This is a genomic window from Tatumella ptyseos (assembly GCF_030552895.1).
GTDB classification, from domain to species: domain Bacteria; phylum Pseudomonadota; class Gammaproteobacteria; order Enterobacterales; family Enterobacteriaceae; genus Rosenbergiella; species Rosenbergiella ptyseos_A.
Map to the genome: position 1 here is coordinate 459385 of NZ_CP130649.1, position 14323 is coordinate 473707.

General features: G+C 47.5%; 16 protein-coding genes. 11 read left to right on the forward strand and 5 right to left on the reverse strand.

Annotated features, from left to right (window positions below):
- Nucleotides 1-13 precede the first annotated feature (13 nt).
- Genes QJR74_RS02300 through QJR74_RS02320 form a run of 5 tightly spaced genes read left to right on the forward strand, consistent with a single transcriptional unit; the run spans nucleotide 14 to nucleotide 5762 of the window.
- Nucleotides 14-922: a polyprenyl synthetase family protein gene (locus tag QJR74_RS02300; RefSeq protein WP_304373004.1), complete on the forward strand. Its 909-nt coding sequence runs from the start codon at nucleotides 14-16 to the stop codon at nucleotides 920-922.
- A 9-nt stretch (nucleotides 923-931) separates the two neighbouring features.
- Nucleotides 932-2212, forward strand: a complete 1281-nt coding sequence (locus QJR74_RS02305; protein ID WP_304373005.1) for a glycosyltransferase — start codon at nucleotides 932-934, stop codon at nucleotides 2210-2212.
- Nucleotides 2205-3353, forward strand: a complete 1149-nt coding sequence (gene crtY, locus QJR74_RS02310) for a lycopene beta-cyclase CrtY (protein ID WP_304373006.1) — start codon at nucleotides 2205-2207, stop codon at nucleotides 3351-3353. The genes QJR74_RS02305 and crtY overlap by 8 nt, the downstream gene beginning before the upstream one ends.
- Nucleotides 3354-3361: 8 nt before the next feature.
- On the forward strand, nucleotides 3362-4849 hold the full coding sequence (locus tag QJR74_RS02315) for a phytoene desaturase (RefSeq protein ID WP_304373007.1): 1488 nt from the start codon (nucleotides 3362-3364) through the stop codon (nucleotides 4847-4849).
- Nucleotides 4836-5762, forward strand: a complete 927-nt coding sequence (locus tag QJR74_RS02320; protein WP_304373008.1) for a phytoene/squalene synthase family protein — start codon at nucleotides 4836-4838, stop codon at nucleotides 5760-5762. The genes QJR74_RS02315 and QJR74_RS02320 overlap by 14 nt, the downstream gene beginning before the upstream one ends.
- Here QJR74_RS02320 and QJR74_RS02325 read toward each other — a convergent pair.
- Entirely contained in the window at nucleotides 5707-6237 is a 531-nt protein-coding gene (locus tag QJR74_RS02325; RefSeq protein WP_304373009.1) for a sterol desaturase family protein, read from the reverse strand. The two genes, QJR74_RS02320 and QJR74_RS02325, sit on opposite strands and share 56 nt — an antisense overlap.
- Nucleotides 6238-6430: 193 nt before the next feature.
- On the opposite strand from QJR74_RS02325, the gene QJR74_RS02330 reads away from it, so the two are divergent.
- Nucleotides 6431-6799 (forward strand): VOC family protein, encoded by a 369-nt coding sequence (locus QJR74_RS02330; protein ID WP_304373010.1) that lies wholly within the window; start codon nucleotides 6431-6433, stop codon nucleotides 6797-6799.
- Nucleotides 6800-6848: 49 nt separating this feature from the next.
- Here the strand turns inward: QJR74_RS02330 and QJR74_RS02335 are convergent, their stop codons facing one another.
- Complete coding sequence (locus QJR74_RS02335; protein WP_304373011.1) at nucleotides 6849-7262, reverse strand: DoxX family protein; 414 nt, start codon at nucleotides 7260-7262, stop codon at nucleotides 6849-6851.
- A gap of 111 nt (nucleotides 7263-7373) precedes the next feature.
- On the opposite strand from QJR74_RS02335, the gene QJR74_RS02340 reads away from it, so the two are divergent.
- The 4 genes from QJR74_RS02340 (at nucleotide 7374) to QJR74_RS02355 (ending at nucleotide 10389) form a co-directional block, all read left to right on the forward strand.
- The gene (locus tag QJR74_RS02340) at nucleotides 7374-8264 is read left to right on the forward strand and encodes a LysR family transcriptional regulator (protein WP_304373012.1); all 891 of its coding nucleotides are present in this window, start codon (nucleotides 7374-7376) and stop codon (nucleotides 8262-8264) included.
- A 556-nt stretch (nucleotides 8265-8820) separates the two neighbouring features.
- Nucleotides 8821-9423, forward strand: coding sequence for a hypothetical protein (locus QJR74_RS02345; RefSeq protein WP_304373013.1), 603 nt, complete (start codon nucleotides 8821-8823; stop codon nucleotides 9421-9423).
- Nucleotides 9420-9824, forward strand: a complete 405-nt coding sequence (locus tag QJR74_RS02350; RefSeq protein ID WP_304373014.1) for a lysozyme inhibitor LprI family protein — start codon at nucleotides 9420-9422, stop codon at nucleotides 9822-9824. Before QJR74_RS02345 ends, QJR74_RS02350 begins: the two co-directional genes overlap by 4 nt.
- A 346-nt stretch (nucleotides 9825-10170) precedes the next feature.
- Nucleotides 10171-10389 (forward strand): helix-turn-helix domain-containing protein, encoded by a 219-nt coding sequence (locus QJR74_RS02355; protein ID WP_304373943.1) that lies wholly within the window; start codon nucleotides 10171-10173, stop codon nucleotides 10387-10389.
- Between the two features lie 37 nt (nucleotides 10390-10426).
- On the opposite strand, the gene QJR74_RS02360 is transcribed toward QJR74_RS02355, so the two are convergent.
- The 3 genes from QJR74_RS02360 to QJR74_RS02370 all read right to left on the reverse strand — a co-directional run bounded on the left by QJR74_RS02360 (nucleotide 10427) and on the right by QJR74_RS02370 (nucleotide 13312).
- Nucleotides 10427-11551, reverse strand: a complete 1125-nt coding sequence (locus QJR74_RS02360) for an L-dopachrome tautomerase-related protein (RefSeq protein ID WP_304373015.1) — start codon at nucleotides 11549-11551, stop codon at nucleotides 10427-10429.
- Nucleotides 11552-11633: 82 nt separating this feature from the next.
- A complete protein-coding gene (locus QJR74_RS02365; protein WP_304373016.1) occupies nucleotides 11634-12326 on the reverse strand; it encodes an RraA family protein in 693 nt (230 codons plus the stop codon).
- Nucleotides 12323-13312 carry a hydroxyacid dehydrogenase gene (locus QJR74_RS02370; protein ID WP_304373017.1) on the reverse strand — a complete coding sequence of 330 codons (990 nt, stop codon included), beginning with the start codon at nucleotides 13310-13312 and terminating at the stop codon, nucleotides 12323-12325. The genes QJR74_RS02365 and QJR74_RS02370 overlap by 4 nt, the downstream gene beginning before the upstream one ends.
- 91 nt (nucleotides 13313-13403) lie before the next feature.
- Here QJR74_RS02370 and QJR74_RS02375 point away from each other — a divergent pair, with 91 nt between their 5' ends.
- Nucleotides 13404-14297 carry a LysR family transcriptional regulator gene (locus tag QJR74_RS02375; RefSeq protein ID WP_304373018.1) on the forward strand — a complete coding sequence of 298 codons (894 nt, stop codon included), beginning with the start codon at nucleotides 13404-13406 and terminating at the stop codon, nucleotides 14295-14297.
- The last annotated feature ends 26 nt before the right edge of the window (nucleotides 14298-14323 follow it).

Genomic DNA, 14323 nt, shown 5'->3' on the forward strand with positions numbered 1-14323 from the left:
ATAAGGGGCGGCTATGTCGATCGGTAAGGAAAAAAGCGAAGGAAAGGTGACTGATCCGATAACGCTTACCCTTAGCGCTATTGAACAGCGATTAGATGAACTTCTTCCAAACCCGTCTGAACGGGAAAAAGTGAGCTTGGCGATGCGTGAGGGGACATTAACGCCAGGTAAGCGTATTCGTCCGCTGCTGCTCCTTATGACGGCGCAGGATTTAGGATATCAAGCTTCGCCACGGGGATTGCTCGATTTCGCCTGTGCGGTTGAAATCGTCCATGCCGCATCGCTGATTATGGATGATATGCCTTGCATGGATAATGCGCTAGTACGTCGTAATCAGCCGACGGTGCATAGGAAATTTGGAGAAGCCGTAGCGTTATTGGCGGTGGTTGCTCTGATCAGTAAAGCATTTCAAATTATTAGCCAAGCAGAAGGGATCAGCGAGTTAGCGAAAAACTTGGCGGTTGCCGAACTCTCCCAGGCCATTGGTGTTCAGGGGCTGGTGGAGGGACAATACCAAGATTTAAGTGCTGACGAGAATGCTCGTAGCCCAGAAGCGATTGCACTGACCAACCACTATAAAACCAGCACACTGTTCTGTGCTGCCTTACAGATGGCTGCGATTGCGGTCGGGGCGAATGAGGTGACACGTGAGCAACTGCGTCACTGTTCCTTTAATCTCGGGCAGGCCTTTCAACTGTTGGATGATTTATCTGACGGTTCTCTCTTCACGGGGAAAGATCCTCATCAAGATCTCGGCAAATCGACATGGGTCAATGTATTCGGGGCACAAAAAAGTGAAAAGCAGTTGCGAGATCATTTAGGTAATGTGAGTCTGCATTTCTCACAAGCTTGTCAGCATAGTTGCCAAACTCAGCAATTCGTTGAACAGTGGTTTGCACAAAAACTTGCTGCGGTGGGCTAGGAAACGTCGATGAGTCATTATGCGGTGATCGCACCGCCCTTCTACAGTCACCTTAATGCCCTTGAACAGCTCTCGCTGGCATTAATCGAGCAAGGCCACCGTATTACCTTTTTTCAGCAAGCCGATGTTCGCAGCCTAATCCGTTCACCAGCCATCGGTTTTTATACCTTGGGGGCGAAGACCCATCCGGCGGGAACGTTGCGTCATACCTTATCTTTGGCGGCGAAACCCTTAGGACCGTCGATGTTTGGTCTCATTGATGATATGGCAAAAAGTACTGCGCTATTTTGTCGTGAATTACCTGCAGCGTGCCGAGCGCTATCGATCGATGGGATCATTGTCGACCAGATGGAGCCAGGGGGCGCATTGGTGGCTAAAAAACTGGATCTTCCCTACGTCTCTGTCGCCTGTGCACTCCCACTGAATCGTGAAGCCGGTTTACCTCTGGCGGTAATGCCATTTAGCTACCAGCAATCGGCGCAAGCGTATAAACGCTATGAAACCAGCGAGCGCATCTATGATTGGATGATGCGTAAACACGACGATGTTGTGGCGCACTATGCCCAAGATTTTGGGCTAAGGGAGATTACTCAGTTACATCACTGTTTCTCTCCCTTAGCGCAATTAAGCCAATTAGTACCAGAACTCGATTTTCCGCGCCATCAGCTACCTGAACATTTTCACTGTGTTGGCCCTCTGCGGGCGAGTGCTCGCACTACAAGCTTTACATCAGCCCCAACGCATCAGCGTTGTAAGGTTTATGCCTCGCTGGGGACCCTGCAAGGGCACCGCTATTCCCTATTTAAAAAGCTGGTTTCCGCTTGCCAACACGCCGAGGCTGAGTTGTTGATCGCCCATTGTGGGGGATTAACGGCAGGGCAAAGTGCGGCGTTAGCTAAGAAGGATAATGTCGAGGTGGTGGACTTTACTGACCAGCCACAAGCTATTGCTGCTGCAGATATCACTATTACCCATGGCGGGATGAACACCGTTTTGGACAGCATTCAGCACTTAACTCCGTTATTGATCATGCCGCTGGCATTTGACCAACCCGGTGTCGCTGCGCGTGTCGTGCATCATGGAGTGGGGCAGAAGTTATCCCGTTTGGCGAGCAGTAAATCGTGGGGAGAACAATTGAGTCACTTAGGTGAGCAGCCAGGGATAAGGGCAAACCTTTTACGGCTACAGCGGGCCATTGACCAAGCGGGTGGTAGTAGCCATGCCGCATCATTAGCGAGTCAAGCGCTACGCTTTGGGCAACCGGTTGTCGCTAGAGGTAAACATGGCTGATTACGATCTTATTTTAGTGGGCGCAGGATTAGCCAATACACTCATCGCCCTCAGGCTTAAGGCCATCCAACCGCATCTTTCGTTACTGCTTATAGAAGCCGACGAGCAACCCTTAGGAAACCATACCTGGTCGTTCCATCGAGATGATTTAACCGAGAGCGAATTTGAGTGGATAGCGCCTTACATTAGTTACCAATGGTCAGGGTACGATGTTCGTTTTCCCAAACTGCATCGGACCCTTTCTGGTGGATATTACACCCTGACGTCCGAGCAACTTACCACGCACCTTAGCGAACAACTAGGCGAGAGCATCTTGACCGGAACAGGGGTCAATACGCTGAACGACGAGTCGGTCAAATTGGAGGACGGTCGAGAAATCTTTGCTCACGCTGTTATCGATGGTCGAGGATTTCGGCAAGACCTATCGATGGCGATTGGTGTCCAAGCATTTGTCGGTCAAGTCTGGCAGTTGGCTGCACCTCATGGACTTACACGCCCCATATTGATGGACGCAACGGTCGATCAACAGCATGGCTATCGCTTTGTTTATACCTTACCTCTGACAGAGGATCAGTTGTTGATCGAAGATACCCATTATATCGATCACGCTGATCTCTCTTTAGCGCGTGGTCGCGACAATATCAGCGATTATGCCAACGCGCAGGGCTGGCAGCTGGCAACCCTACTACGTGAAGAACGCGGGAATTTACCTATTACTTTAGCGGGGAAGTTTAAGCGATTTTGGGCGGGGCAACCCACCGCTGCCAGTGGCTTACGCGGAAATCTTTATCATGCTACCACTGGCTATTCACTGCCACACGCCGTAGCGTTAGCCGATGAAATAGCGAAAATGTCTTGTGTGACCAGCCCTTGTTTACGCTCGCTCACTTACCAATTTTCACACCGTTCATGGCGAAAGCAGCGTTTCTTTCGCTTGTTAAACCGTATGCTTTTTCTTGCCGGTCCAGCGACACAACGCTGGGAAGTGATGCAGCGATTTTATCGTCTCAAGGCTCCACTGATTACGCGCTTTTATGCGGGAAGGCTCACCCCTTGGGATAAGCTTCGCCTAGTCAGTGGCAAACCCCCCGTGCCGGTCATCGCTGCGGTTAAAGCCATTATTACACCGCTTATTAAATGAGTCCTAGTATGAAAAAAACTGTTGTTATCGGTGCCGGATTTGGTGGATTAGCGTTAGCCATTCGTCTTCAAGCTGCGGGTATCGCCACACTACTATTAGAGCAACGGGATAAACCGGGTGGTAGAGCATACGTCTATCAAGAACAGGGATTTACCTTTGATGCAGGACCGACGGTCATCACCGATCCTACGGCATTGTTTGAACTGTTTGACTTGGCAGGGAAAAGGATAGAGGACTATGTCGAACTCCTGCCAGTAAAGCCGTTTTATCGTCTTTGCTGGGAGAACGGTAAAGTCTTTGATTATGACAACGACCAAGCTGAATTGAACCGTCAGATCTTGGCTTTTAATCCTGCCGATGTACAAGGCTATCAGCGGTTTCTTGCCTACTCACAAGCCGTCTTTAAAGAGGGCTATTTAAAATTAGGGACTGTCCCTTTCCTCTCTTTCAAAGAGATGTTACGTGCGGCGCCACAATTGGGGCGGCTACAAGCATGGCGAAGCGTGTACAGTAAAGTGGCGAGCTATATTCAAGATGAGCATTTACGCCAAGCCTTCTCCTTCCACTCGCTGCTGGTCGGGGGAAACCCCTTTGCCACATCATCGATTTACACTTTAATACATGCCTTAGAACGTGAGTGGGGCGTCTGGTTTCCCCGTGGGGGAACAGGGGCCTTAGTACAAGGCTTGGTGAAATTGTTCCAGGATCTGGGTGGGGAACTGCTGCTGAATGCAAAAGTGGACCGGATCGAGTGTGCCGATCAACGTATTACGCAAGTCGCGTTAGAAGATGGTCGCGAGTTTAGCGTTGCGGCGATTGCCTCCAATGCCGATGTCGTACATACCTATCGACATTTGCTACGCGGACATTCTCCCTCGGAGGAGTATGCCGAAAAATTGGTTAAAAAGCGCATGAGTAACTCGTTATTTGTGCTCTACTTTGGACTCAACCACCACCATGATCAGCTCGCTCATCATACTGTTTGTTTTGGTCCCCGTTATCGGGAGCTGATCGATGAAATCTTCAACCACGATGGGCTGGCAGAGGACTTCTCACTCTATTTGCATGCCCCTTGTGTTACCGATCCTTCCCTTGCCCCAGAGGGCTGTGGCAGTTACTACGTCTTAGCGCCGGTTCCTCACCTTGGTACCGCGGCGCTGGATTGGGAAGTAGAGGGACCAAAATTACGGGATAAGATTTTTGCTTACCTTGAAGAGCATTACATGCCCGGTCTGCGTAGCCAATTAGTGGTGCAGAGAATGTTTACACCGTTCGATTTTCGGGATCAGTTACAAGCGTGGCAGGGTTCGGCCTTCTCGATCGAACCGATCCTGACGCAAAGTGCGTGGTTCCGGCCACACAATCGCGACAAAACTTTAGAGAATCTTTATCTTGTCGGCGCGGGCACGCATCCTGGAGCTGGCGTCCCTGGAGTACTTGGATCGGCTAAGGCAACGGCTGGCTTAATGATTGAGGATAACCATGGACAATCGTGATCTGGATAAACATGTTAAACAGACGATGGAAGTGGGATCGAAAAGCTTCGCTGCCGCCTCTACGCTATTCGATCCGGCGACGCGACGGAGTGTACTGATGCTCTATGCGTGGTGTCGTTATTGCGACGATACTATCGACGATCAAGTCCTTGGTTTTAGTGCTACTCAGCCAGCGAGTACTACGGTTGCAGCACGCTTGGCCGATTTACGGACTCAGACGGCGAGTGCTTTCGCAGGGGAACCTCAATCTCTCCCCGCTTTTGCCGCCCTGCAGCAGGTGATCAACGAACATGGCTTAAGCCAACAATTTGCGTTCGACCATTTACAAGGTTATGCAATGGATGTCGATCAAACCCATTACGGCACCATTCAACAGACCCTAACCTACTGTTATCACGTCGCGGGTGTTGTCGGACTAATGATGGCGCAAATCATGGGGGCACGGTCATCTGCTACGCTGGACAGTGCCTGCGATTTGGGGTTAGCGTTTCAGCTAACGAATATCGCGCGTGATGTGGTAGAGGATGCCGAGGCAGGTCGTTGCTATCTCCCCGAGCAGTGGTTAATCGAGGAAGGCTTAAGCCTCGATAATTTCGCCGACCCTCATCACCGTCAAGCCTTGAGTCGTGTCGCGGCACGACTTGTCGATTATGCTGAACCTTATTATCACTCGGCTTATCAAGGTCTGGCGGCACTACCGCTTCGTTCAGCTTGGGCGGTCGCCACGGCACGGCGTGTTTACCGTGCGATTGGCCGGCGGGTAAAGCAGGCGGGGGCGGGGGCATGGCAACAGCGAGTGTCGACCTCTAAGTGGGAAAAACTCCTGATGCTTGTCGCCGCCGCGGGGGATGTCGTTATCAGTCGTTTACAGACGACGACTCAGCGTTCTGGCGCTTTATGGCAACGGCCCTAGCGCGTTGGCGCTTTTTATAGTCTTTAAGCTGAGCCTGAATTTTTTCTACCGGCGGGGCGTAGATAAAGCCAAAGGAGACACAGTCCTCTTTGCCTCTGACCGCATGGTGGAAATGGTGAGCAAGATAAAGGCGGCGTAGATAGCCTTTATGGGGAACATAACGAAAAGGCCAGCGCTGGTGGACTAATCCATCGTGCAGAATAAAGTAGATTACCCCATAAAGCGTCATCCCTGCACCGATCCACTGTAATGGCCAGATCCCATGGCTCCCTGCAAAGATCAAGGCAATAGCGATCCCAGCGAACACTACCGCATAGAGATCGTTGACCTCAAAGATCCCGTGGCGAGTTTCATGATGAGATTGATGCCAGCCCCAGCCCCAACGATGCATCACATATTTGTGCATTGCGGTGGCAACGACTTCCATCACTAATACCATTATGATGACGATTAGTAGGTTAATAAACCAGGGCATTAAGTTAATCCTTGTTAACAGATAATGATTGGGGTAATCGACTATCCGGCGTTATATTTCCAAGGGTTACCCAGAAGTCAGTCGTCAAAAAATAGCATAGTCAATAAATTGCCCCGTAGCGAGCAGTGCGTTGTCATATCAATTATTATCGAGTCAGGCCGCTACGGCGGCTTAAACCTAGCAAGGGGTGTTCATGTATAGTCATGTAGTAGTCGGTGCTAAAGATATTGCCGTAGCACAGCGTTTTTATGACGCGATTTTTTCGCATATGCCACTCGATGAGCAGGGCTTGGATAAATTGGAACGTCCTTTTTATCGGCAGGGTAAGCAGCGTTTTATTATTACGCTACCGATTAATGGCCAACCTGCCACTGCCGCCAACGGTGGTACCATCGGTTTTGAGTTAGAGAGCTGTGAGGCAGTGTATGCGTGGCATCAGGCGGGTATAGACCATGGTGGTAGCAGCGCAGAATCGGCACCGCATATCCGTGAAGACGGTAAATGCGTGGCCTACTTACGCGACCCTACCGGAAATAAACTCTGCGCGTTTTATCAGTCGTAAGGGGTGTGTGTTAAAATGCCCTTCTCTAAGGAAGGGCATAAACCATTAACTACTTTCTATCGAGAGAGTAAGGCCCTGCACCCGTCACCGACAACAGTAATAGCCCACCAATAATACTGATATTTTTGTAGAAATTAATTTCTGCGGCCATCTGTGCCGTACCACTCATTGACCAGAAAGGGTGGCCGATAATCGCCGTGGCTAAGGTATAGAGGGCCAGGATAAGTGCAATAGGTCGAGTAAAGAATCCCAATATAATCACCAATCCCGCGAAGAATTCGAGTACTACTGCCATTACCGCAGCCACTGTCGGCAAGGGAGTCCCCAATGCTTTCATATAGTCGACGGTGCCGCCGAAGTGAATCAATTTTTCATAGCCGAAGATGACAAATAATAACATCAGTAAAAAGCGGGCGATAAGGAGCACACTTGGCTGCTGTTTAGTTAAAGTGAAATATTGCATGGAATTCCTCATTATTAATATCGCAGTCATTGATGGAGCAAACTCTAGCGCTAGCTATAGATGGGATAAATAGCTAAAATGAGTAAGATAATTTCATATTTGGGATAATGGATGCGCGTCGATGCTAATGACCTACTCTTCTTTACGCGTATCGCGGAAGAAGGGAGCTTTACTAAAGCCGCTGACAGGCTTGATGTGCCGGCCTCCACGTTATCTCGGCGCATTGCCGCATTGGAGCAGCAGCTGGGAGAGCGATTATTTATTCGTACTACCCGCAAAATGACCATTACTCCTTTCGGGCAAGCAATACTCAGACATACACAACAAATCGCCGTAGAGATTAGCGCAATCGATGCCTTAATCGAACATCGTAATATCGTACCGAGTGGCAAATTGCGGATTTCCCTACCAGGGGATTTCACCCAAGCGATAATTAGCCAATTTTTGGCGGATTTTATTGCTGAATACCCACAGATCACCCTTGATATTGACGTGTCGCAGCGGCGGGTCGATTTAATCGCTGAAGGCTTTGATCTGGCGCTAAGGATTGGGACCTTAGCGGACGATGCTTCGCTTGCCGCACGACTCATTGGGCATTTCGAATTAGGCCTCTATGCGGCACCGAGTTATTTACATCATGCCGCAACGATCCGCCAGCCTGAGGATTTACTCGCTCATCCTTTGCTCCGTCTTCACAGCGATACCTCACCGTTAAGCTTAATGAAAGGCCAGCAACAATGGCAGGGAGAATTGATCACTAAAACCGTGGCAAACTCGCCCAACCTGTTGGTTAATCTTGCGCTGCGCGGTACGGGCATCACTCGAATTGCTGCCCATTCAGTGCAACCTTATGTTGAATCAGGAGAGTTGATTCGCGTGCTACCTGAGTGGCGGAGTAAAAAACGCTCAGTTTGGATAGTGTTCCCTGCGACGCGCTTAATGCCGTCAAGGACTCGTCTTTTTATTGATAGTCTGGTCAGGCGCTTTGAGCCGTTAAGTTGATGCCCCTCGTGGTAGATTGAATAATTGGCCTACACCTAAACTCATTTTATCCAAACTAAGTGAGCAAATACTGTAGTGATTCCATCGAACTTATCCGTCGGCGAATTTTGAGATTGGTCCGGGTATCTTGTCTGATAATGCCAAGCCTATAACGGATGATGAAAGTGGAATGTATCTCGGCTATTCCGTCGACAGGCTCCTGGCTTATGGTGTATTTATGATATTGTAAGTATCATATTATTTAACTTGGTTCGCATCGATTATGAAAATATATCAGGTTAAATAGTGGAATGAATTTTTCTCTAAATTCTGAAGGTGATGGCTAAATAATAGCGGCGCACGAGTTCTTTTATTTTTAGATTTGAACTTTCGTTATAAATGTCTTCAGCTAACTATGATCTTGTAGGCTAATACATTGAGAATAATGTAGATGATTACTATTGGTTACTGTTTTTTCTTATTCATATAGGCTAATAAATTTCATATTCTCTTAGGCTAATATCAAGTGATACCAAAATTTTTAAAAGATAACTATTACTTTAAGGTTGTAATAATAATGAAACCGCAAAAAGGATTGCTTACTTTTATGGCTGAAGGAAATAATACCCCTACGAGTCAATATTATTCAAGGAAACTGCATTGGCCGGGTATATCCTCAAAATGTAGTATTTACCGTTCTGGTGTTACGCTAGGACGGGGATATGATATGAAATACAGGACGGTAGATGAAATAGTGAATGATTTAACCTATGCTGGCATACCTAACGAAAAAGCGAGAGCCATTGCAAAAGGTTCGAAAAAACACTCTTGTTCTGCGAGAGATTTCGTTATTGAAAATAGGAACAAAATTACTGATATCACAGAAATCCAGCAGCTAAATTTATTTACACTAACCTATAGTCGATATGAAAAAGACTCAATTAGATTTTATAATAAATATAAAATAGCTACTTCTGCGCTCTGGGAGGTACTGAATCCGATTTTGAAGGATGTACTTGTTGATATGAAATACCAAGGGGTATTGAGTTTTGTAATGGTCCCTATCTTCGGCCTAAATAGTAAGGATAAGGTTATCGAGTTATTGAAAAATGATCGGGTCTCTACGTTATACGAAGCGTCTAGGGGAAGAATTTCATATATAGAGAGAAGTATGCAATGATTTTTTCGAAAGCAATAGCGCTATTATTGATAACATTCTCTTTTATTGCTCACAGCCATGTAGAAAATTTTGATATCCTCTGTGAGGATATCAAACATAGTGATGATGTATCTATTTGTCTGATAGAAAGCGTAGAGGAAATAAAAAAAGAATACGATAAAAGCTTTGTCGAATACCAGTTTTCAATTGGAAGTGAAGGAGTAAAGCCCTACAATAAAAAAGAGATGGTTCAATTGGTTAAGAAAGCAAAACTAAATTGGCAGAAATACATTGCTGATGAGTGTTTTATTGAATCATCTAAATTCGAAAGGAATTCTACTGGTTTTAATGATAGTTATAATATTTGCTTAATAAAAAATCATAAAAAAAGGATAGAGTATTATAAAAGTAACAGGTTTTAATTTGTGGGTATTAATGTAGACTATATCTAAAATTTACCTCTCTACTTTTTCATTTTTGATCAGTTGTCCAGATGTTATTCAATCACGATTTATCTTTGGGGAAGTGTTACGACCATTAGAAAGTCTTTTAGCTTGGGTAAGTTAAGCAGGCTTAATTTCAAATCCTTTAGCGGAATACTTGCTTTGGCGTCTACTTTTAGACGTAATGTTAGTCTGGTAAAAAAAATCTTCGTACTTATCTCCCTATTATGGCGATAGAAGCCACCTAGTGAAAAGTTTTTCTTACCTTCTAAGATTGGGATAATAGACACGCTTCGATGCCAATGATCTACACCTGTTTACGTGTATCACGGAAGAAGGGAGCTTTACTAAAGAAGCTGACAGGCTTGATGTGCCGGCCTCCGCGTTATCTCTGCGTATTGCCGCATTGGAGCAGCAGCTGGGAGAGCGATTATTTATTCGTATCACCCGCAAAATGACCATTACTCCTTTCGGGCAAGCAATACTCAGACTCACAACAAATCACCGTTTATTGATAGTCTGGTCAGGTGTTTTGAGCCGTTGAGTTAATGCCCCTCGTGGTAGATTGAGGGGCTTAGGGCTTAATGATGATCGCGAGCGGAAGGCTCAATGGGTAGCGCCAGTTTATACAACTTCACTGGATAGTCGACAGTCGATGGTTTACCGCCAGTTGTGGCCGGTGAACGGTTAATCTGTGCCGCAGGCATCCATAGTGCACCATGACTGACCCACATGGCATCGATCCAGATTAAGCGAGGATCACTAATGACGGTAGAAACTTTGCCTTCTGGGGTAATTTTATTAATCGAACGCGTATTAATATTTGAAGCATAGATATTCCCTTGGCTATCTATGGCGGTCCCGCCAGTGCTCCATGTATCGAGGAATTTCTCAGCATGACGGTTTACGTCTGCAGCAGAGAGTTTTTCGTCATCTAAATAACGGGTCTCAATGCGTGCTAGCGGGCCAGGAATCGCTTGATAATAGAGCCATTTACCGTCTGGAGACACTTCAAGTTGATCTAAGCCTACGCGTTTTTCTTTACCACTGGGGAGAAAGAGTTTTTTACCATCGGCATAAATCGGCTGATGGTCAATAGAGAGTGGGTGATTATCTAAAACGCGATGTGCCTGTTGGGTCTTAAGGTTAAGCACGACCAGACCCACGGCACCTGGATCGGTGATATAGGCATAATCGCCATTAAAGCGGACGTCGTCGAGATAACTTTCAGGTTTCTGGACCGGCGGTTTGATGACATAGGTGGCAATGACTTTATTGGTCGCGATGTTAATTTTTACGAGTTTTCCCGCACCGGCAACAGATTTTGCACCAGTACCAATACCTGTGTTCCCTGCATCCATTACCCAAAGATTACCGTCCGGCCCAATACGAACCGCATTCACATGGAGAAAGTGGTGCTCAGGATCATTCTGCTGCCAGGTATTCCAGCCTTGATCGGGGTAGGGAGTAATTTTTCCCTCAGCATCTACTTCACCGAGTTGTAAGCCTTTGCCTTCAGTTTGAGTAAATGAGGCAAAAATTCGTCCATTGGCGGCGACAGTGACGCCGTTCCAAATATGGTTTGAGGTGGCAACCTGTTGGAGTCGAGCGTCTTGCTGTGTCGGCAAGGTCGGCGGTAGCGTATCAGCGGCATAAACTGATGAAGTTAGTAGGAGTGCTGCAATAATGCTGAGTTTTCTTATCATAATGTAAAAGCCTTATTGAACAGAGGGTTGCAGGGAAAACTTCTAATCTAATTCATTTTACGCATTGTTTAGTGCGTTATCTTTAAACGGGGCAACCCTTGGCGCGTAATAAGCTATTAAAACGCTCAGGGTCGGCTGTTCCCGAAATATTGGTCTGGCGAATTTTTTCCTCACGTTGAGCGTGCGCTTGCACTTTAGGGAGAAGCCCTGAAAGCTCATCATAGGGAATCGCAATCACGCCATCGGCATCGGCAACAATCAGATCCCCGGGGGAGACAAGAAGTCCTGCACAAGAGACCGTTATATTGACCTCACCTGGGCCATCTTTGCTTGGCCCGCGTAGAATATTACCGCGTGCATAGACGGCCACACCGCCTTCCGCCCACTCATTAACATCCCGAATCGCCCCATCAATGATAAATCCCGCAATTTTTTTGGTTAATGCCGAGGTTCTCATTAGACCGCCAATCAGCGCTTGAGTGAGGTCGCCTGCCCCATCCACCACAATCACGTCTCCGGGTTGGGCCATTTCTATCGCTTTATGGATCATTAGGTTGTCCCCTGGACGAACCTTGACAGTGAGCGCGGGTCCGCAAAGTACATGATGGGGATCGTTGTGATAAGGGATGAGGCCCCTTGCGGCGACCGTGCGCCCCATACAATCGCCAATATTCGGAACAGGAAGTTGGCGGTAGGCGTCAATCAGTGACGCGTCAGGGACGGATTGTCGAGAGCCGATGTAATAGCCAGCAGGCCAGTCGTGACGATTACTCATGAGGTAAGTTCCTTATTGGATTTGAAATCAGGGTTCACACAAGCGCGAGAAGCAAAGGTTTGTTCATTGAGATAGGTCAGACATTGTTGGGCGGCTGAACGGGCAACCGCATCTAATGCAGCTTGAGTTGATCCTCCAATGTGCGGTGTAAGAATCAAATTATCAAATGACCTGAAAGGGTGGTCAGCAGGAAGGGGTTCGACGGCAAAAGTATCTAATCCCGCGGCTGCTACAGCGCCACTGCGCAGCGCTGCAACAAAAGCTGCTTCATCGATCAGTTCTCCTCTCGAGGTATTAATGACGACAGCCCGCTCAGGTAAGTAAGCAAGTGCTGTCTGATTGAGCATTTCACGAGTGGCATTATTGACCGGGCAATGTAGGCTGAGTACATCACTGACAGGGAGGAGATCGTCAAACCGATGTAGGCGAGTAATATTGGGATGTTGGACATCCTCAGGTAATCCGGGGTCGAAGAAACTGACGGTCATACCGATAGCTTGGGCGATACGTGCAACGCGCTGACCTATTTCACCGAAGCCGACTAATCCAAGGCGTTTTCCATAAAGCTCGCCCCCCACACTGCTTCGTGTCCAGCGGTTTTGTAAAATTTCTTGTTGGAAAAAGTGTAAGTGACGTGAGGCGGCAAGCATTAATCCAATCGTTAATTCAGCGACAGACTGAGCATTAGTCGCTGGGGTGGTGAGTACCGGAATACCGCGCAGGGTAGCGGCATTGACATCAATATTGGTGACGCCCACACCGTGCTTACAAATCACTTTTAAGCTAGGGCAGGCCGCGATTGCTTGTTCCGAAAGCGTAACGGTGCGCGAGATAACTGCATCGTAAGCCGTAGACGCCATTTTTCGTTCCACTTCACTGGTATCTTGGCTATCAACGAGGTAGTCGACCTGACAGCCGGCATCGGTTAATACTTGTTGACCTGCAGCACCCAGCGTCGGTGCGGTCATCAGAAATTTATAAGCCATATCCCATTCCCCTGTTGTTTTTTACATCTTGGCACTGTTAGAAGATAGAATTAACTTCTCAAGCTTATTTATTAATTCCTGTGAGGAATCGATGGACCTCAAAGATTTACGCTACTTGTTGGCGATACAAGAGACTGGGCATTTAGGGCGTGCCGCAGTTAACCTTGGTATTACCCAGCCAGCACTCTCAAAGTGTGTTCAGCGGTTAGAGAAAATCTATGGCACAGCACTATTATTAAAAGTAGGGCGAGGGATTAAGCTGACGGAAGCAGGGTGCTTGCTTTGTGATCGAGCTCAAAAAATTGTGCTCACGCTTGATGAGACCCACCGTGAAATGGATTCTTTATGTGAGGGGAAAGCTGGCTTTATTCGCCTAGGCGTTGCAGCGACAGCGGCAGAATTTATGTTGCCGACCTTGATGAATGAATTATTAAAAATTGCTCCGCAGGTACGAGTCGATGTAAAAGTCGGAATGAACGATTATTTACAGAATCTGTTGCGAGAGAACCGCCTCGACCTCATTTTAGGGTTTCTACCGGCTGAACACGATGAATTTGCCCGCCGGCCGTTATTGGATGATCCTGTTGTGTTAGCGGCTAGTCGCCACCATCCATTGGGTGGCGTGCATCCCACGCCAGAAACACTCGCGCAGTATAATTGGTTACTCCCCTCGACCAATGTGGCAACGCGCCAATGGCTTGAGCAGCGTTTAGTGGCCGGTGGCTATCAGGCACCACGGATTCAAATTCAGGTCAATTCAATAGCAACATTACGCACCGTCGTCGCACAATCGCAGTTATTAACCTTTCTATCTCGCCGCTATTTAGAGGCGACAAAAGGTCAGGTGGGATTAGTCGAACTCCCTATGCCATTGGTTGTTATGCCTAGGACCTTTGGCTGGCAATACCATTCGTTAAGTGAGTTATCGCCGATTGCCAGAAAATTGGTGTCTATTGCGGGTAAAATATGGGTATACCGAGAGTGAAATTGACGCCTCATTACACGAGGCGT

Coding starts and splice junctions, on each gene's coding strand:
- QJR74_RS02300 (WP_304373004.1), top strand. CDS start 14: ATGTCGATCGGTAAGGAAAAAAGCGAAGGAAAGGTGACTGATCCGATA.
- QJR74_RS02305 (WP_304373005.1), top strand. CDS start 932: ATGAGTCATTATGCGGTGATCGCACCGCCCTTCTACAGTCACCTTAAT.
- crtY (WP_304373006.1), top strand. CDS start 2,205: ATGGCTGATTACGATCTTATTTTAGTGGGCGCAGGATTAGCCAATACA.
- QJR74_RS02315 (WP_304373007.1), top strand. CDS start 3,362: ATGAAAAAAACTGTTGTTATCGGTGCCGGATTTGGTGGATTAGCGTTA.
- QJR74_RS02320 (WP_304373008.1), top strand. CDS start 4,836: ATGGACAATCGTGATCTGGATAAACATGTTAAACAGACGATGGAAGTG.
- QJR74_RS02325 (WP_304373009.1), bottom strand. CDS start 6,237: ATGCCCTGGTTTATTAACCTACTAATCGTCATCATAATGGTATTAGTG.
- QJR74_RS02330 (WP_304373010.1), top strand. CDS start 6,431: ATGTATAGTCATGTAGTAGTCGGTGCTAAAGATATTGCCGTAGCACAG.
- QJR74_RS02335 (WP_304373011.1), bottom strand. CDS start 7,262: ATGCAATATTTCACTTTAACTAAACAGCAGCCAAGTGTGCTCCTTATC.
- QJR74_RS02340 (WP_304373012.1), top strand. CDS start 7,374: ATGCGCGTCGATGCTAATGACCTACTCTTCTTTACGCGTATCGCGGAA.
- QJR74_RS02345 (WP_304373013.1), top strand. CDS start 8,821: ATGAAACCGCAAAAAGGATTGCTTACTTTTATGGCTGAAGGAAATAAT.
- QJR74_RS02350 (WP_304373014.1), top strand. CDS start 9,420: ATGATTTTTTCGAAAGCAATAGCGCTATTATTGATAACATTCTCTTTT.
- QJR74_RS02360 (WP_304373015.1), bottom strand. CDS start 11,551: ATGATAAGAAAACTCAGCATTATTGCAGCACTCCTACTAACTTCATCA.
- QJR74_RS02365 (WP_304373016.1), bottom strand. CDS start 12,326: ATGAGTAATCGTCACGACTGGCCTGCTGGCTATTACATCGGCTCTCGA.
- QJR74_RS02370 (WP_304373017.1), bottom strand. CDS start 13,312: ATGGCTTATAAATTTCTGATGACCGCACCGACGCTGGGTGCTGCAGGT.
- QJR74_RS02375 (WP_304373018.1), top strand. CDS start 13,404: ATGGACCTCAAAGATTTACGCTACTTGTTGGCGATACAAGAGACTGGG.